This is a genomic window from Devosia polycyclovorans, assembly GCF_042181575.1.
In the GTDB taxonomy this organism is placed as follows: Bacteria; Pseudomonadota; Alphaproteobacteria; order Rhizobiales; family Devosiaceae; genus Devosia; species Devosia polycyclovorans.
Genome location: NZ_CP170082.1, coordinates 1,405,382 through 1,423,561, shown reverse-complemented (window position 1 = coordinate 1,423,561; position 18,180 = coordinate 1,405,382). Strand labels below are relative to the sequence as shown.

Sequence of the window (18,180 nt, the reverse complement as noted above, 5' to 3'; positions counted from 1 at the left end):
GCTCATGCACTCAACTCCGATCCAGGGGCCGGCATGTAGCGCGCCGCCGCTGCCTCCCGCAAATAGTGCCAGAAGGCCAGATCATGCGCCCGCCCCTCGGGCCGCCATTCCGGGTGCCATTGCACGGCAAACACCGGTGCCGGCGTATGGCTGCTCGCTATGGCCTCGATCACCCCGCCCGGCCCCTTTGCATTGACCACCAACCCCTCGCCGAGGCGGTCGATAGCCTGGAAATGCACACTGTTGACCCGCAGCCGGTCGGCTTCCACGACCCGATGCAACACGCCGGTCGGGGCAACGTCAATCTCGTGTGCAAACCCGAACATGTCCTCAAGCGATACATCGGGCGGGGCATGATGCACGTGTCCCCGCCCTGCTTCACGCAGGTCCCGCAGCGTACCGCCCAAAGCCACATTGATTTCCTGCAATCCCCGGCAGATGCCGAAAACGGGCTTGGCCGCCGTGATGGCCGCGTGGATCAGGGCCTGGCTGAATTCATCCCGGCCATCATCAACTGGCGCCTGTCCGGCCAGCTCCGAGCCATAGTGACGCGGCGCAATGTTGGAATTGCTGCCGGTCAGCACCACCGCATCGAGCCGCGCCACCAATTCGGCAGCATGATCGGCATTCTGGTTGCTGGGTACGATCACCGGAATGGCCCCGGCAAAACGTTCCACAGCCTCCAGATAGCGGTGTTTTACGGCCTGCGCGGGTTCACCTTCCACGGCGCGCCCGCATGCAATGACGCCGATTACCGGGCGGTGCCGCAGCCTTTGTGCATTCATTGTTGGCATTATCGCTGCATAGCCTCCCGCAACACCGTTGCACCTGCTAGTGTGATGCTATGGCACACAAAAAAGGCAACGCACAGGCATGAGTTCCGATCCGATCGCAAACGAAGACATCGTCTCCTGGCTTGCGGACAATCCTCAGATCGAAGTGTTGCACACCGCCGTCTGTGACCTTAACGGCATCATGCGCGGCAAACGCATTCCCATCGATCAGGCCAAGCGCGTCGCTGAGAGCGGCATCCGCATGCCGCTATCGATCGTCGGCGTGGACGTCTGGGGCGAGGATATCGTGGGCAATCCGCTGGTCTATTCGAGTGGCGACGTTGATGGCATTTGCAGCCCCACCGGGCGTGGCGCCCTGCCCATCAACTGGACCACGCGCCCCAGCGCCATGATCCCGCTCTGGCTGTTTCAGGATGCGCGCACGCCTTTCCTGGGCGATCCGCGCCAGGCCCTCGCCCATGTGCTTAGGCGTTACGCTGAGCATGGCCTGGAACCTGTGGTCGCCACCGAGCTCGAATTCTACCTGGTCGATCCCGACCCGGACTCTGCCCAGCCGCCCATTTCGCCCTATACCGGCAAGCGCCTGGACTCCGACGCCATCCTCTCGCTCGACGAGCTGGAGGATTTCGGCGAGTTCTTCCGCGATGTCTATCTCCAGTGCGAGCAGCAGAATGTCCCTGCCGACACCGCCGTGGCGGAAAACGGCATCGGCCAGTTCGAGATCAACCTGCTCCATACCAATGGGCTCAAGGCCGCTGACGATGCCGTGCTGTTCAAGCGCATCGTCAAGGGCGTGGCGCGCAAGCACAATCTGGTCGCTACCTTCATGGCCAAGCCCTACGGCGCCCGCTCAGGCAATGGCTTCCACGTCCATTTCAGCCTCAATGACCAGGCCGGCATCAATGTCTTTGACGATGGCACTGAAAGCGGTTCGGAGGTGATGCACCACGCCGTGGGCGGCCTGATGGCCGGCATGGCCGAAACCACACTGCTCTTTGCTCCGCACTTCAATTCCTTCCGCCGCCTGCGCCCCGATACCCACGCGCCCAGCGCCATTTCCTGGGGCTACGAGAACCGCACCACCGCCGTGCGCATCCCCGGCGGCAACCCCAAGGCACGACGCATCGAGCATCGCGTTTCGGGCGCCGATGCCAATCCCTATCTGGTACTGGCCGGCATTCTGGGTGCGGCCCTTGTGGGCATCGAAGATCAGATCAAGCCGCCCAAGCCTTTCAAGGGCCGCGCCTATTCCGAGCGCCTCCCCAAGCTCCCGGCCGATTGGGCCTCGGCCATCAACGCCTTCGAGGATGGCGACATGGTACCGCGCATTTTCGACAGCACGCTGCAATCCATGTTCGTGGCTTGCAAGCGCCAGGAAAACGCCGGCTTTGCCTCGCAGGTCACAGATCTTGAATTTTCCGCCTATCTTGAGGTTGTGTGATGTCCGAAACGCCGAACGCCCGCTCGGCCTATCCGCCCAGCTATTACGCCGCCTCGCGCAATATCATCCGCCAGCCAAAACCGCTTGAGGGCATGGTCGAAACGGACATCTGCGTGGTTGGCGCCGGCTATTCCGGCCTGTCCGCTGCCATCAGCCTCGCTGAAAACGGCTTCAAGGTCGTCATGATCGAGGCTGCTGAAGTCGGCTGGGGCGCCTCGGGTCGCAATGGCGGACAGGTGGTCAACGGGCTTAATGCCAGCCTGGGCACCATCCAGCGCCGCTATGGCCAGGAGACGGCGAATTTCGTCGGCGGCCTGCTGCAGGAGGGCGCCGGCATCATCTACGATCGCATCGAACGCTACGGCATCAATTGCGATCTCAAACGCGGCAATATCTACGCCGCCTATACCCCCAAGCACATGGAAGAGCTCAAGGCCAAGCAGGCGCTCTGGCGCAGCCATGGCATGGATGACCATGAACTGCTCGACAAGACGCAGATCCGCCAGCATATCGGCTCGGACGTCTATGAAGGGGGCATGATCGATCACTCGGGTGCTCACATGCACCCGCTCAACCTGGCGCTGGGCGAGGCTGCCGCACTGGAAAGCCTGGGTGGGGTCATTTTTGAGCGCTCGCCCGTCACCAAGGTCGGGCAGGACGCTTCGGGAGCGACCGTCTCAACGGCCAAGGGCCAGGTTCGGGCCAAAACAGCGCTGATCTGCGGCAATGCCTATCTCGGCAATGTCGTGCCTGAACTGACGGCACGGGTCATGCCCGTTTCCACGCAGATGATGGCCACCGAGCCGCTGGGCGAAGAACGCGCAAAGGCCCTGCTGCCCACCGACATGTGCGTCGAGGATGTGCGCTATATTCTCGATTATTTCCGCCTCTCGGCCGATCATCGGCTGATCTTCGGGGGTGGCGTGGTCTATGGCGGCACCGACCCTGCCGATGTCGAGGCCAAGCTGCGGCCCAACATGGACAAGGTCTTCCCGCAGCTCAAGAACGTGAAGGTGGACTACGCCTGGAGCGGCAACTTCGCCCTCTCCTTCTCCCGCGTCCCCCAGCTCGGGCGTCTTGGCAACAATATCTACTTCGCCCACGGCTATTCCGGCCATGGCGTGACCGGCTCGCACCTGTTCGGGCGCATCCTCTCCGAAGCCGTCCGCGGCGACATGTCCCGCTTCGACACCTTTGCCAGCCTGCCCTGGATCCCCTTCCCCGGTGGCCGCATGTTCCGGGCCCAATATTCCACCCTCGGTTCGTGGTGGTATGCGCTCAAGGACCGGCTCGGCATCTAGCCCCCCTGCCCTCGACACGCGGGCCAGAACAACTCAGGAGCGGCCATGCCGCTCCTGTTTCGTTGGGGCCTATTCGGCGTCGGCACCATCGGCCAATTGTCCGAGCTTGACCTGGGTCAGCAGGCTGAGTTCGTCATAGACGGTCCACTCGTCGACGATCTTATCGTTCTTCCAGTGATAGTGGCTCATGCCCATCACCTGCACGCGCTTGCCCGTCGGGTCGCCCAGCGTGCCGAGGATGCCATAGCCGAGGTGGTGGCCCTCCATGATCCAGCGCACGGCGACCTTGGTGCCGCCCTCTTCGCAGGGATTGGAAGCCACATGCTGGATTTCGTAGGACGCGTCGGGCAGCGAGCCGATCAAACCCAGATGCTGGTGGATGATGGCCGCATGGCCATAGAGCTCCTTCATCAGCGGCCCGTGATATTGCGCATTGGGCGCATAATCCTGCGCAATGCGGCCGAACATGCGCTTGGTGAATATCTCATGCAGCATCTCGATAGTCCGGGCCTCCACATCATTGTGGGCCAATGAGGTATCGGCTTTCTCGGCCGGCGGGGTCTGACCGACGAAGCGGCGGTTTTCGCCGATATCGAGCGAAATCAGGCCCGCGTCGAACTTGGCCTTGGCGGTGCGCATTGCAAACATATGCGGATCGAGGCCAAGCTGCTGGATGATGGCCATCGTGTCGGCCACTACCCATTCCCGGTAAATCTTGTTCTGGAAGATCATGCAGTCAGCAATGGTGCGGCTGACAAATGGCTTTCCGGTAGGCGGTCCGAAATGGCCATATTGGGTGTGACGGCCCGAACCGGTCACCAGATGGCTGGTAAAGAACCCATCCTTGTCATTGCCGTTCCAGATGACCTGCGTGCCCATACCGCGGCGCTCGGGGAAACTCACCAGGCGCTGGATCGTGTCGCGCACGATGTCTTCGCGATTATAGATCGTGCCGGTGGTGCCATAGAGCACGCAATTGTGGGTGTAGTGGGTATAGATCAACCCGATATCGCGCTCGTCCCAGATCTTGTGCGTACAGCGAATGATGTAGTCGACGATGTCGGTATAGATATCATCGAACCCTTCCATGGACTGGCCGCGCGGCCGATCCGTCGGCGCCAGGTCCAGATAGTCATGGCGCTCGACCTGCAGCACCTCTTCCTTGCTGATGGCCGGGGTCGTCTTGCCCTTGCCGGTGCCGTCATTCGCGCTCATCTCAACTCCTTGGTCTATTGCCTGCGCGGCATTGTTCGCATCTGCCCCGCTCAACCAGTCGCGCATATGACGCGCCACTGCGGCAGGATTTTCAAGCGGGGCAAAGTGGCCCGCATTCGGAATGGTGAAGAAACGCGCCCCGGCGATGCCACGCGCCAGTTCCTCATGGGCGGCGAGCGGACAGATCTGCTCGTCGGCGCCTGCCAGGATCAGGGTCGGTGCGCAGATGGCGCCCAGCCGGGGGCGGCTATCGGCGCGATGGATCGCCACTTCCGACTGCGCCGCCAGCACCTCGGCACCAGCGTCGCGGGCCATTGCCAGAATGATGGTTTTGAGCTTTGCATCGGCCAGATTTTTGGGCGAAACCAGCTTCTCCCAGGTATCCAGAATATAGCCATCCATCCCGACTTCCCGGGCCTTTGCTACGGCATCGCGGCGGATTTTGGCATTTGGCTCGGGGTCCGCGCGCGCCGTCGTATCGATCAACGCCAGCCGCTCGATCCGCTCTGGCGCCTGCGCCACCATCTCGAGTGCCACAATGCCGCCCAGGGAAAACCCGGCCAGCGCAAATCGCTCCGGCGCTTCGGCCAATATGCGTTCCGCCAGATCGGGCGTCGTTCGGGCGCCGGTCATGTCCATGACCCGCATGTCCGGATGGTTCAGCTCTGCCATCAGCGGAGCGTAAAGCCGCGCGTCACAGACTGTACCCGGCAGCAGCAATAGTGGCACCGCCGCAACGTCACTGTCCTTCTTCATCGCTTTCGGCACGGCATGCGTGTTCATTGCAAACTTTCACTCGGGCCTCGACGAAAGACCGATCCCGCTCCCGTAAAAAACTCTGGCAAATTTTGAATACGTATGCAAGATCGTTCTGAGCCCTGAAGAGACGTCTGGCGTTAACAGTCTGCTAACAAATCGCCGTCTCGCGCTGTCGTTACGGAGACCTATTCATGACCTCATCCCCCATCCCCGGTGTCACCTACTTGAAGGCACCCGAGCGCTCCACGGTGAGCGACCATGCGCCTGTCGAAGCGCTGGTCAGCGAAATCGTCGCCAATGTCCGGGCCTACGGGGACGCAGCCGTCCGTGACTACTCGGCCAAGTTCGACAAGTCAGAGCTAGAGGTGTTCGAAGTCACTGATTCTGAACGTCAATCCGCGCTGGCCGAGCTCGATCCACAGACCCGCAAGGACACCGAATTCGCCATCGCCAACGTCCGGAAATTCGCCGAAGCGCAACTCGCCACGATCCTGCCGCTGGAGGTCGAGACGCTCCCAGGCGTCCATATGGGCCACCGCGTGATCCCCATCGAGCGCGTCGGATGCTACGTTCCCGGCGGCCGCTATCCCCTTCTATCTGCTCCGATTATGACCATCGTTCCGGCCAAGGTCGCCGGCGTCGACGAAGTCATCGCTTGCCTGCCGCCCAATGCCCACAAGGCCATGATCGCCGGCTGCCACCTCTCCGGCGCCGACCGCATCTTCCGCGTAGGCGGCGCCCAGGCCATTGCTGCTATGGCCTATGGCACCGAAACCATTCCCGCCGTCAACAAGATCGTTGGCCCCGGCAATGCCTACGTCAACGAAGCCAAGCGCCAGGTCTTCGGCCCCGTCGGCATCGACCAACTCGCTGGCCCGTCAGAGATTTTTGTCGTCGCGGACCACACCGGCGACGCGGAGATGATCGCCACCGATTTGCTCGCCCAAGCCGAGCACGACATTCGCACCCGTGTTGGGCTCATCACCACGGACAGGGCACTGGCCGAAGCCACGCTGGTAGAGGTGGAAAAGCAGCTTGAAACGCTTTCGACCGCCAATACCGCCCGCGAAGCCTGGATCAACTACGGCGAAATCACCGTCTGCGAGGACGAGGCCGCGATGATCGCCTATTCCGACCTCATTGCCGCCGAACACCTGCAGGTTCACACGATGGACGCCAGGGCCTTTGCCAAAAAACTCAGGAACTATGGCAGCCTATTCATCGGCGAGCTGGCCAGCGTGGTCTATTCCGATAAGTGCTCAGGTACAAACCATACCCTGCCCACCATGGGCGCCGGCCGCTATACCGGCGGCCTCTGGGTCGGAGCCTATGTCAAGATCGCCACGCACCAGTGGCTGGACGAACAAGGCGTCCAGCAGGTCGCGCCCCCTGCCGCCCGCCAGTCGGCTAGCGAGGGTCTCGAAGGCCATCGCCGAGCCGCCCAATTGCGGCTCGATCGCGTGCAGGCCGGGGCAAGCTGAACGACAAAAGGGCCGGTGGAAACACCGGCCCCTCTCATTTCGTGTACCCTATCTCGCTAGCTTATCTTATCCGCCTCGGCCCAGGCCGCCTTGAGCTTTTCCAGCGTGAAACCCGGCGCCCGCGCGGCTGACAGAATCGGCACTTCCTTGCGCATCACGACATCGATGGCTTGAGGCATGCGCTCGATATGCTCTGCCGGAATGACCACCGCGCCATGCCGGTCGGCATGGATCAAATCACCTGGCCGCACATGCATGCCGAACACCGTCACCGGGCAATCCAGCTCGGTCACATGCACAAAGGCGTGGCTCGGCCCGACGGCGCCCGCGATCACCTGATAGCCTGCGTCGAGCATGCCAAGATCGCGCAGCACGCCATTGGTCACCGTACCGGCAACGCCAAGACCCTTGTGCTGGGCCACCTGCATTTCGCCCCAGAAGCCGCCGATGGCATGGGGCCAGTCGGTGTCCTCGATAACCACCACGTTCGGCCCGTCACCGGCAGAAACATACTCGTAATATTGCATCCTGAGGGCCCGCACCTCATTCGCCGGCTTCTGGGCCGGAGACGAGGCGCGGATCCTCGCGGTTCGCGCAAAGCCCACGACCGGAGGCAGATTGGGGTCCGCGCAGACCACAGGGAATTTCGTGAATCCCTCGGCGGTACGCCCGCCCATGACATGTTCGAGGGCATTGCAAACGGTCGGCGTGTCCGCCTTCCGCAAAGCGGCAAGCGCTTCTGAGGTGATAGTGGGCATTGGTGCTACTCGGCCGCCTGTGCTGTGGCAAAAACCGGCGCAGCGGGGGACGCCGCACCCCGGATGACAAAAGCAATCGCGTCGGCGGAGGCCGGGTTGCGGAACCCATGCATCAGTCCGATCGGGACCGTTAGCGTGTCGCCAGCGCCCATGATGAGTGATCCGCCCTCCCAGGAAAATTCCAGCGTGCCGGACTGCACGAAGATCACTTCCTGCTCGGCGCGAGCATGGGCGGGGATGGCGGCGCCGGTTTGCAGCTTCAGGCGCCGCAAAGTAAAGTCGTGCTTCCAGTGCCCGATGATCGGCCCGGCCTTGACCCCGTCCTGCCCGTCCACATCGCCGATGACACCTGCTTCTTCGACCCCGTCGCCAGCGAGCGGGGAGTTGGGATCGCCCTTCATGTCCCTGGCCTTGATGGCATAACTGGCCAGCTCTTCCATGGGCGGGGTCGCCAGTTCCCGCAGTTTTTCGGCGGTCGGGGGCTGTTCCAGTTCGGCGCCCTCGGGCACCTTCTCGCCCAGGGTCGTGTCCACCAGCTTGCCGCCCTTGAGGAGTTTCAGGCCGAAATCCTCAGCCATCTTGAAGACACTCGGCGCCCAGACCACTTTGCCCGGATCATCATGGCCGAGAACGACGAAGAGGAATCCGGTACCCTCATCGAGCTTTTCGAAGCCGCGGAACATGTGAGTCGGAACCGTCGCCACGTCGCCGGGCTCGACATCGATATAGCCGTCGGTCTTGTCGGGCCCGAACACAAAACGCCACTTGCCGGTGTGGACCACGAAGGTCTCGGCGGTGAGGTGGCTATGTTGGGAATTGGTGCACCCGAAGGGCTGGCGCGCGGCGCCGACATTGAAGCCGTGAGCCTCTGGGATATGCACGACCTGCGCCGGGTTTTCCGATACACCCGGTCCGATAATGGTGAAATTCTCCTTGCGGTCCGAGCCCGGCGTGCGGGCGTCGATGAAGGCGTTGCGCAACCCCTTGAGGTCCGCATAGCGCACTAGGCGCATTTCCATTTCCGCTTGGGTCCAAGTCTTCTGGGTCATGATGAAATCCCCTTTCGGAGGGCAGGATAGCATCTTTGCATTCGTATGCAATATCAGTTTGAAGCATGGCAAAGCCATGTCCATTTCGGGCGAATTTCTAAACTTTGCCGGGTTTGTAGATGCGTCGGCCGTCGATTTCGACAATGCCGGTCTTGGGCAGGCGCGCGGAGCTGCGCACGACCAGGTCGCCGCTCAGGATGCGATGCTCGGCTTCGATCTCGCCGCTCGAGATCTGGCCCATCAAAATGTTGACGGTGGCTTCGACCATGCGCTTGAGCGGCTGACTCACCGTCGTGATGCCATAGGAGCTCCAACGCGCCGGGCCCACATCGTCATAGCCGACGATGGACAGATCATCGGGGATTGAAAGCCCGAATTCGTAACGCGCGACATCCATGACGGCCACAGCCATGTGGTCATTGGCGACGAATATGGCATCGGGCCGGTCGTCACGCGACAGCAGTTTGCGCGCCGCAGCCTCAGCTTCAGCGCGGTCGTAGTTGCCCACTTCGACCAGGATTTCGGCATGCCCTGCCTCGGTCAAAACATCCTGGTAGCCGGCGAAGCGATCGCGATTGGTGGAGGAGCTTTCGACGCCAGAGATGTAGCCGAAACGCCTATGCCCGCCCGCGAGCAGAAATTCGCCAATGCGCCGACCGCCTTCGCGATTGCGGGTGGTGACGCTGCAGACAGCATCGCGCTCGGTCGTCCGGTTGAACAGAACGACTGGGATGCCCGCCGTCGCGCATTCTTCCGACAGTTGCGAAGACAGCGTGGTCGAGGCGAGGATGATGCCGTCGACCCGGTACTGCATGAGCTGATCAAACACCGGATCGCTGTCGCGGTCCATGTGACCGGTAAACAGCAGGAGGCGGTAGTTCTCCTTGACCAGCAACCGGCCAAGCTCCTCAAGCACGTCCGGGTAGAAGAGGTTTTCGAGATAGGCCATCACCACGGCTATGATGCGGGAGCGATTGGTGATCAGCGAGCGAGCAATGGCATTGGGCCGGTAGCCCAGTTCCTGCGCCGCGGCCATGACCTTTTCGCGGGTCTTGGGGGAGATGGAGGCGCCAGGCGTAAAAGTGCGGGAGACAGCAGACTGCGAGACGCCTGCGCGTCGTGCGACCTGTGAGGAGGTCACCCCCGACTTTTTTACTCCGCTGTCCATCCGCCATCCACCAGAAGCGCCGTGCCGGTAATCAGCGACGCCGCGTCTGAGGCCAGAAATACAATCGGCCCCATGATATCCTCCACCCGCCCGAGCCGGCCAAGCTTGATCTTGGATAGGACCCAGGAGCGGAAATCAGGATCGCTCAAGTTCCTAGCCGTCAGCTCGGTTTCGATAAAGGTCGGGCAGACCGTATTGACCCGAATATCGCTGGCGCCGAGCTCGATGGCCAAGGCTTTTGTCAGACCTTCAACAGCATGTTTGCTGGCGGCATAGACAGCGCGACTGGGCCCACCCACATGCCCCATCTGCGAAGAGACGTTGATGACCGAGCCACCGAGACCTTCTTCCCGCAGTCTGGCAACGACGGCCTGGGTGACAAAAATCGTCGCGCCGAGGTTGATCTGCATCACCGCCTGGTAGTCCGCTGGGGTAATGCCTGCAAGGTCGCTGTGGCGGGCGGTGCCGGCGGAATTGACCAGAATATGGAAGGGCTGGCTGTCCGCCACAAAGCTACGCACGGCGTCGAAATCGGTGATGTCGAGGGCGACACCCTCCACCGACCAGCCGCTTGAAGCCATGGCGTTGACGACCTGCTCGACGTCGGCGGCCGTGCGTGCCGCAACGATCACATGCGCCCCAGCTTCTGCCAAAGCCACCGAGGCCCCCAGCCCGATACCGCGTGTGCCCCCCGTGACCAGGGCGCGCTTGCCGTCGAGGCGGAAACTGGGGGTTTTGGGAAAACGCATCTACCTAGGCCTTGGTGGTCGGAGCGGCAGCGGTACCATAGGGCACATTGCGACGGCCATAGCGGCGGACACGAATATTGGCCTGCTCGGCATGGCCGACAAAGCCTTCCAGCATGGAAAGGCGCGAACCATATTCACCGATCCTTGCCGATGCTTCGTCGGTGGTCACCGTCTGCCAGGTGCAGGTCTTGAGGAATTTGCCAACCCAGAGGCCGCCGGTATAGCGCGCCGCTTTCATGGTGGGCAGGGTGTGGTTGGTGCCGATGACCTTGTCGCCATAAGCCACATTGGTGCGCGGGCCCAAGAACAGCGCGCCGTAATTGGTCATGTTGTCCCGGAACCACATATCGCGATCGGTCATCACCTGCACATGCTCTGAAGCAATCCGGTCGGCCTCAACCAGCATTTCATCGTAGTCTTCACACACGATCACCTCGCCATAATCGGCCCAGGATTTGCGCGCCATGTCGGCTGTGGGCAGAATTTCGAGCAGCCGCTCGATTTCGGTCATTGTGTCGCGTGCCAGCTTTTCCGAATTGGTCAGCAGGATGGCCGGCGAATTGGGGCCATGCTCGGCCTGCCCGAGGAGGTCCGTAGCACAGAGTTCGCCATCCACCGTCTCATCGGCAATGACCAGAGTCTCGGTGGGACCGGCAAACAGGTCAATGCCGACGCGGCCGTAAAGCTGCCGCTTGGCTTCCGCCACAAAGGCATTGCCGGGCCCCACCAGCATATCGACCGGATCGATGGTCTCGGTGCCAATGGCCATGGCGCCGATGGCCTGGATACCACCCAGGACATAGATTTCGTCCGCGCCAGCCATGGCCTGTGCCGCCACGATGGCAGGAGCGGGCTTGCCGTGGAAAGGGGGCGCGCAAGTGATGACGCGCGGGCAGCCGGCCACCTTAGCGGTCAGCACCGACATATGCGCCGAGGCCAGGAGCGGATATTTTCCGCCCGGCACATAGCAGCCCACCGCGTTGATCGGCACGTGCTTGTGGCCCAGCGTGACGCCCGGCAAGGACTCGACGGCGAGGTCGAGCATGGTGTCCTTCTGCTTCTGGGCGAAGTTGCGAACCTGTGTCTGCGCAAACTCGATGTCGGCTAGGTCCTGATCGGTTAGCTGCGCCTTGCAGTCGTCGATCTCCTTCTGGCTCAGCCGGAAGTCTTCGCGGTCCCAGTTATCGAACTTTAGCGACAGCTCGCGCACGGCAGCATCGCCCCGCTTGTCGATGTCGCCAAGAATGGTCTCGACCGTCGCGCGGACCTGACGATCCGCCTCCGCCCGCTCTTCATTATCCTTACCGCGCTTCAGCCAAATGGGCATGGGTGCCTCCCTCGAGAGTTGTTTCAATGGCCGCATACGTATGCAGCAAGTTGTTTCATAGCGCGCGGAACGCGAAGTTCGACTGCCTTATCTAGGCACTGGTGGCCTTTGCAGGTGGATATCGGTGGCCCGCTCATAAGCGTGGCCGAACTGCACAATACGGGATTCCTCGTTGTGCCGCCCAATGATCTGCATGCCGATCGGTAGGCCCGCGTGAAAGCCGACGGGCAGGGCCAGCACGGGATGGCCCGAGACGTTGAAGCCGATCGTGCGCATGGGCGTCCATTGCGCCTCTTTCTCGAAGGGCGCAGCGGGGAGCGCGGTAGTCAGCGCGCCGACCGTAATGAGCACGTCATGCTCGTCCAGCAGGTCATTTATACTCGCCCGGAAGACCGCGCCGGCATCGTGCGCTTTGGCCAATTCAGCGTCGCTCAGCGCCAGACCGGCCGCGAGGCTGAGATAGGCGCGGCGGCCATAGTCTTGCGGATGATCGCGCAGGTTGCCGGCGTGCAGCTTGAAGCTCTCTGCATGTAGGATCGCGGCGACCGCCACTTCGATATCCGCATAGTGGGGCATCTCGACTTCGTTTACCGCAGCGCCAAGCCGTGACAACTCCGAAACCGCGGCGTCGATAGCAACGACGATCTCGGGCATGGTCTGTGGATCATGGGCAAACCAGTTGCGCGCATAGCCGATCCGTAGCCCGGATAGAGGTTCACCGAGCCGCGAACCGGCGGCTTCTTGTCCTGCCCGACCCGTCAGGACATCCAGGGTCAGCGCGGCCTCGGCCACCGTTGCGCTGACTGTCCCAACATGATCGAGGCTGGGTGCCAGGTCGAGCACTCCCACGGTGGGCACGCTGCCCAAGGTGGGCTTGAGACCCACCGTGCCGCAGTAAAAACTCGGTCCGCGCACCGAACCGCCAGTATCGGTGCCTATGGAGGTCCGGACCAGGCCACCTGCCACGGCCGCAGCACAGCCCGAAGACGACCCGCCGGTAATGTGGTCGAGGTTCCATGGATTGCGGGCGGGAGGAAAGAGGCCCCGCTTGTCGGGCCCGACCGTCGCCCATTCATAGGTTGCGAGCTTGCCGATGATGACGGCACCCGCCGAGCGCAACCGCCGCACGACTTCCGCGTCGCTGTCGGCAGTCGCGTCCGCCCGGCCCGGCGCATTCGCCGTTGTGGGCACGCCGGCGACATCGATCACGTCCTTGATCCCCACTGGAATGCCATGGAGCGGACCGCGGTCAATCCCGTCGGCCAGTTCGCGATCAGCGCGTACCGCGTCGGCCAATGCGTCGTCCTCCAGCACACGGTAGAAGCTGAGATAGGCCGGATCGCGCTCGGCAATACGCCCCAGTGTGGCCTCTGTCAGGGCTTTGGCCGTCAGCCGTCCATCGCGCAGACGCGCGCCCAGCGCGACGATGTCGAGGTCGCAAATACTGTCATCCTGCCTGGTGGGTGTTGACGCGAGCACTTGCGCGGCCAGCCCGTCATGCATCCAAGAGGCGAGCTTTTCGACGCTCGATGCCTCGTCGGCCGTCAGCTCAAGCCCCGCCGCCTCCAGGGCCGCCTTGAACTTATCAACGAATGCGCCGTCCCGCGTCATGGTTCAAGCCTCGATCCGCGCGCCGCTGGTCTGGTCGAAGAGGTGGCAGGCCGAAGCCGGAATGGCAATCCGGGCGACATCGCCAATATTGCCTCGGTAGTCCTTGCCCACCTTGATCGACACCAGTTCCCCGGCCACGCGCATGGAGAGCATCGTGGCTTCGCCCAGAAGCTCAACCGTATAGATGGGTGCCTCGATCTGCCCACCGGTACTGGCAAGGCTCGCATCCTCGGCCCGAAAACCCAGCGTCACGGCCCCGCTGGCCGAATGCGGCAGGCCTTCGATCCTGATCCCCTGGCTGGTAAAGACACCGCCCTGGACCTCGCCGTTCACCAGGTTCATTGCCGGCGAACCGATAAAGCTTGCCACGAACGTATTGGCAGGCCGGTCATAGATTTCCATCGGCGTGCCGACCTGCTGCACCACCCCCTTGTTCATCACCACCACGCGGTCGGCCAGCGTCATGGCTTCGATCTGGTCGTGCGTCACGTAGATCGTCGTGGTCTTGAGCGCGTGGTGTAAGTTCTTAATCTGCGCCCGGGTCGAGACGCGCAGCTTGGCGTCGAGGTTGGATAGCGGTTCGTCCATCAGGAACGCGTTTGGTTCACGAACAATGGCACGAGCGAGGGCGACGCGCTGACGTTGACCACCCGAAAGCGCTGCCGGGCGCCGCTCTAGGAACGGCTCCAGCTCCACCATCGCCGCCGCCTTCATGACCCGTTCATGATGCTGGTCCTGAGGCACTTTCCGCACTTTGAGGGGAAAGCGGATATTCTCATATACCGTCATATTCGGGTAGAGGCCGTAGCTCTGGAACACCATGGAAATGTCACGATCCTTGGGTTCGAGCTTGTTGACCAGCCGGTCGCCGATCCAGATTTTGCCTTCGGTGATTTCCTCGAGTCCGGCAATCATCCGCATGGTCGTGGTCTTGCCGCAACCCGAGGGGCCGAGCAGCACCAGGAATTCCTGGTCGGCTATATCGAGGTTGAAATTATCGACACCGATAAACTTGTTCCAGCGCTTGGAGACATTCTCGAGACGGATCTGGGCCATTGGATCAGCCTTTCACGGCGCCGGCGGTCAATCCGCTGACGATCTGACGTTGGAAGAAGAGGACGAGGATAAAGAGCGGCACTGTGGCCGAAACCACGGCGGCTACCGCGAACATCACATTGCCGGTTTCCTGAATCGAGCCGAGGAAGCTCGAAATCTTGGGCACCATAGTCTGGTTCTCGGCGCTCAGCAGCATAGCCGTGACGGCGAAGTCATTGTAGCCCAACAGGAAGCTGAAGAGCCCCGTCGTCACCACGCCCGGCCACATGACCGGCATGATCACCATGCGGAAAGCCTGGAAACGGGTGCAGCCATCCACCATTGCGCTCTCATCCAGATCCTTGGGGATCGAGAGAAAGAAGGAGTGCAGCATCCACAATGTGAACGGCTGATTGATAGCCACCAACACGATGATCGAAGTGGGCAGTACGCCCCAGATATTGAGCTGGAAAAAGGGCAGCAGATAACCCGAGACCAGGGTGATATGCGGCATGGCGCGGAAGACCAGCGCGGCGATCAGGATCCAGAACGCATAGTTCTTGCCCGAGCGCGCCAGGGCATAGCCGCCCAGAGTGCCGAGGGTCAGCGAAATTGTGGTCACACAGATGGTGACGATGATCGTATTGAACGCCGCCTTCCAGAAATCCCGGGTGATCCAGGCGCCGTAATAGCCGTCCCCCGTGAACGCCGCACCGGTCTCCCGGATTGTCGCCGTGCCGAAAATGGCATTCCACCAGCTTTCGCGGGAGAAGAAATCGGCCTCGACCTTGAATGATCCCCAGACCGTCCAGAGAAAAGGCACGGCGGCCAGGATCACCCAGAAAACGATAAAGCCGTAGATGAGCGCATTGAGCAAAACGGGGCGCTTGTGTTCCATCGCCTCAGACATGATCACACCGCCTTGTGCTTGAATTCGCGCCAGGTGCGCACCAGCACCGGCGAAAGGAGGATGACGACGCCAAGAATGGTCAGCACTGAGGTCGCGCCCGCCGAACCAAACTGCTGCGAGTCTCCGGTCAGATCGTTGTAGATCAGCCAGCTCAGCGATGTGGCATTGGCCTCTGCGGAGAAGCCGACAATTGGCTCGAACACCCGGAAATTGTCCATCAACTGCACGAGCGCCACGAATGTCGCGAGTGGCGCCAGATGCGGGATGATGACGTAGCGGATGCGCTCCCAGCGCGAAGCGCCATCGATCATTGCCGATTCCAGCGTGTCGCCGGGTACGGTTTGCAGGCCTGCATAAAAAACCACGAAGGAGAAGGGCGCGTTTGTCCAGACCCCATAGGTCAGCAGCGCCCCCCAGGTCAGCGCGGGAGACGCGCGCAGCGACAAGGTCGGATCATTGAAGATGTGCTGGATGGTGGCGCCCAAAATGCCATTGGGACTAAGCATCCAGTAGAGGATCAGCGAGCCGATCAGCGGCGTGATGATCATCGGCAATAGGGAAAAGAAGATGATTGGACCCTTGGTCACCTTGGGTAAGGCGTTGACCGCCAGTGCAATGGTGAAGCCCAGCGCCATGGCCAGCGGCGTCACCACAAAGCAATAGACCAACGTGAAGATCAGCGCCTTGTAGAAGGGCAGATTAAGAACCTGTGCCCACTTCGTGCCGAAGTCGCGATCGCTGGCGAGGATGGCCCCCAGCTCGGCAGTGGCCAGGTGCGCGCGGTTCACATAGGTGCCCAATCCATTGAAGCGTCCGAGGGGTTGGTCTTCCCGCAGCTCCGCCGTCGCCGCGGTATCGACACGCAGTTCCTTCGAGCAGCCACCGAAGGGCTGGCAATTCTCGACTTCGACCATGACTTGCTCATGGCTGACATAAAGCGACTGCACCACGACCGAGACAATCGGCAAGGCGATAAACAGCACCATGGCGATTAGCGAAGGCAGGATGAAAGCAAAGAATGTCTTGTTCGGCATTGCCTGCCTCTCTCAAAGCGCTGGGCCGTTCAGCAATTATGATGTTGTGGCCAGGCTTGACGCAAAGTCGATATCGAGGAGAACGACGGGCCATTCCGACGGCCAGTCCGGGTGACCTCCCCCCTTGCGGGAGGAGGCGCAGTATGTCCCGGAGACGGCTATTGCAGGAAGCCGGCCTCGCGAGCGGCGGTGTCATAGGCGGCCTTAACGTCGGCCAGTGCCTGGTCGGCATCTTCCGATCCCGCGACGAATTCCGCCAGTTCGGTCGACAGGGCGGTGTGCAACAGGCCCACATAAGGCTGCATCGGGTAGGCACGGGCACCACCATTGGCGTTGGCAATCACGCCAACGGATGCCGGCCCGGGTTCGTAGCCGGCGATGAGCCACGTCGCGACGTCCTTATTGGCCATCATCATGTCCGGGCTGATCCCGTGCACCATGGCCTGGAAAGAAGCGGCGGCGTCCTCATCGGAGATATTCTTGGCGATCGTGAAGCCATCCCACCAGAGCGCTGCCGCCGGTATGGAACCACCGCCAATGGTCGGGGCTGCCGCCAGCACGGTGTTTTCGACCACGCCTTCGACCGCACCCTCATCATCGAGAATGGCGCCGCCCAGCGAACCCCACTCATTCATGATAGCGACATTGCCGGCCTCATACTCCTTCTGGATTTCGGTGGCGTCGTAGGTGAGGTAGTCCGGATCCATGAAAGCCGTCATCTCACGCATGACGCGCAGCACTTCGCGCCCTTGCTCGTTATCAATGGTGAGCTCTGCGCTGCCCGGCGCAAAGAACTCTGCGCCAGTCCCGAGATAGGAATTGACAAACTCGGCGGCCAAATCCCAACCCGGCTTGACCGAGGCGGCCAGCGGATAGTCCATGAGGCCCGCTTCCTTGATCTTGGCCGCGGCAGCCAGAACCTCGTCATAGCTGGTGGGCGGCTCGACACCGGCCTGTTCCAGAATATCCTTGCGATAGAACATGTGCTGGCCGTTGCCCATGAAGGCGATAGCCATGATCTTGCCGTCGATCTTGACCAACTGGCTGGGCAGCAGGTCCTGGCCATATTGAGCCACGAGGTCATCGAGTGGGCGGATCAGGTCGCCATTGAGCAGCGGGACGATTGAGTTGTTCGCAACCACTGCGACCGTATATTCGGCAGGGTTGATGGTAAGTGCCGGGACTTGGATTTCCTTGTGTTCGGCTGTCGCATTAGCCGTAACGGCAACAGCGTCCGAAGCACATTCCTGTGCCGTCGCATTGATGGTCCGCAGCGCTTCGAAGTCGTTGCTCAAAATGCGGACCGAACCGGCCTGGACACCACATTCGGCATGAGCCGCGCCCGTTCCCAGGGCCAAGGCAACCGCAGACGCGGCAAGCATAAGAATGGGCTTCATGTTTGTTCTCCTGTCTTTGGACACTACGTGCCCACCCTCGGCACAGCACCTCTGTCGGCACCATGCACACACTGACGTTCCTACCCTCTGCATACGTATGCATTTAGCGTTTGCATTCGTATGCAAAGAGCAACTAAGCACAACTTTCCGA

The 18,180-nt window shown here is 61.6% G+C and carries 15 protein-coding genes; 3 read left to right on the top strand and 12 right to left on the bottom strand.

The window, feature by feature from the left end; genetic code table 11:
* Positions 1–2 precede the first annotated feature (2 nt).
* Positions 3–785, bottom strand: a complete 783-nt coding sequence (locus ACE4RL_RS07180; RefSeq protein ID WP_375599818.1) for a gamma-glutamyl-gamma-aminobutyrate hydrolase family protein — start codon at positions 783–785, stop codon at positions 3–5.
* A gap of 88 nt (positions 786–873) precedes the next feature.
* Between ACE4RL_RS07180 and ACE4RL_RS07175 the strand changes: the two genes are divergently transcribed.
* Both ACE4RL_RS07175 and ACE4RL_RS07170 read left to right on the top strand, forming a co-directional pair.
* Entirely contained in the window at positions 874–2,235 is a 1,362-nt protein-coding gene (locus ACE4RL_RS07175) for a glutamine synthetase family protein (protein ID WP_375599817.1), read from the top strand.
* Positions 2,235–3,536, top strand: coding sequence for an NAD(P)/FAD-dependent oxidoreductase (locus tag ACE4RL_RS07170; protein WP_375599816.1), 1,302 nt, complete (start codon positions 2,235–2,237; stop codon positions 3,534–3,536). The genes ACE4RL_RS07175 and ACE4RL_RS07170 overlap by 1 nt, the downstream gene beginning before the upstream one ends.
* A 69-nt stretch (positions 3,537–3,605) precedes the next feature.
* Here the strand turns inward: ACE4RL_RS07170 and ACE4RL_RS07165 are convergent, their stop codons facing one another.
* Positions 3,606–5,534 carry an alpha/beta fold hydrolase gene (locus ACE4RL_RS07165; protein WP_375599815.1) on the bottom strand — a complete coding sequence of 643 codons (1,929 nt, stop codon included), beginning with the start codon at positions 5,532–5,534 and terminating at the stop codon, positions 3,606–3,608.
* A 167-nt stretch (positions 5,535–5,701) separates the two neighbouring features.
* Here ACE4RL_RS07165 and hisD (ACE4RL_RS07160) point away from each other — a divergent pair, with 167 nt between their 5' ends.
* Entirely contained in the window at positions 5,702–6,991 is a 1,290-nt protein-coding gene (gene hisD / locus ACE4RL_RS07160) for a histidinol dehydrogenase (protein WP_375599814.1), read from the top strand.
* Between the two features lie 56 nt (positions 6,992–7,047).
* On the opposite strand, the gene ACE4RL_RS07155 is transcribed toward hisD (ACE4RL_RS07160), so the two are convergent.
* The 10 genes from ACE4RL_RS07155 to ACE4RL_RS07110 all read right to left on the bottom strand — a co-directional run bounded on the left by ACE4RL_RS07155 (position 7,048) and on the right by ACE4RL_RS07110 (position 18,029).
* On the bottom strand, positions 7,048–7,749 hold the full coding sequence (locus ACE4RL_RS07155; RefSeq protein ID WP_375599813.1) for an RraA family protein: 702 nt from the start codon (positions 7,747–7,749) through the stop codon (positions 7,048–7,050).
* Positions 7,750–7,754: 5 nt separating this feature from the next.
* Positions 7,755–8,798 (bottom strand): cupin domain-containing protein, encoded by a 1,044-nt coding sequence (locus ACE4RL_RS07150; RefSeq protein WP_375599812.1) that lies wholly within the window; start codon positions 8,796–8,798, stop codon positions 7,755–7,757.
* Between the two features lie 97 nt (positions 8,799–8,895).
* Entirely contained in the window at positions 8,896–9,966 is a 1,071-nt protein-coding gene (locus ACE4RL_RS07145) for a LacI family DNA-binding transcriptional regulator (protein ID WP_375599811.1), read from the bottom strand.
* Positions 9,951–10,715, bottom strand: a complete 765-nt coding sequence (locus ACE4RL_RS07140) for an SDR family NAD(P)-dependent oxidoreductase (protein WP_375599810.1) — start codon at positions 10,713–10,715, stop codon at positions 9,951–9,953. Before ACE4RL_RS07140 ends, ACE4RL_RS07145 begins: the two co-directional genes overlap by 16 nt.
* A 4-nt stretch (positions 10,716–10,719) precedes the next feature.
* Complete coding sequence (gene hisD / locus ACE4RL_RS07135; protein ID WP_375599809.1) at positions 10,720–12,042, bottom strand: histidinol dehydrogenase; 1,323 nt, start codon at positions 12,040–12,042, stop codon at positions 10,720–10,722.
* A gap of 87 nt (positions 12,043–12,129) precedes the next feature.
* Entirely contained in the window at positions 12,130–13,653 is a 1,524-nt protein-coding gene (locus ACE4RL_RS07130) for an amidase (protein ID WP_375599808.1), read from the bottom strand.
* Between the two features lie 3 nt (positions 13,654–13,656).
* Positions 13,657–14,709, bottom strand: a complete 1,053-nt coding sequence (locus ACE4RL_RS07125; protein WP_375599807.1) for an ABC transporter ATP-binding protein — start codon at positions 14,707–14,709, stop codon at positions 13,657–13,659.
* 4 nt (positions 14,710–14,713) lie between these two features.
* Positions 14,714–15,598, bottom strand: coding sequence for a carbohydrate ABC transporter permease (locus ACE4RL_RS07120; RefSeq protein ID WP_375599806.1), 885 nt, complete (start codon positions 15,596–15,598; stop codon positions 14,714–14,716).
* A gap of 2 nt (positions 15,599–15,600) precedes the next feature.
* Positions 15,601–16,632: a carbohydrate ABC transporter permease gene (locus tag ACE4RL_RS07115; protein WP_375599805.1), complete on the bottom strand. Its 1,032-nt coding sequence runs from the start codon at positions 16,630–16,632 to the stop codon at positions 15,601–15,603.
* Between the two features lie 158 nt (positions 16,633–16,790).
* Positions 16,791–18,029, bottom strand: a complete 1,239-nt coding sequence (locus tag ACE4RL_RS07110) for an ABC transporter substrate-binding protein (protein WP_375599804.1) — start codon at positions 18,027–18,029, stop codon at positions 16,791–16,793.
* Positions 18,030–18,180 lie beyond the last annotated feature (151 nt).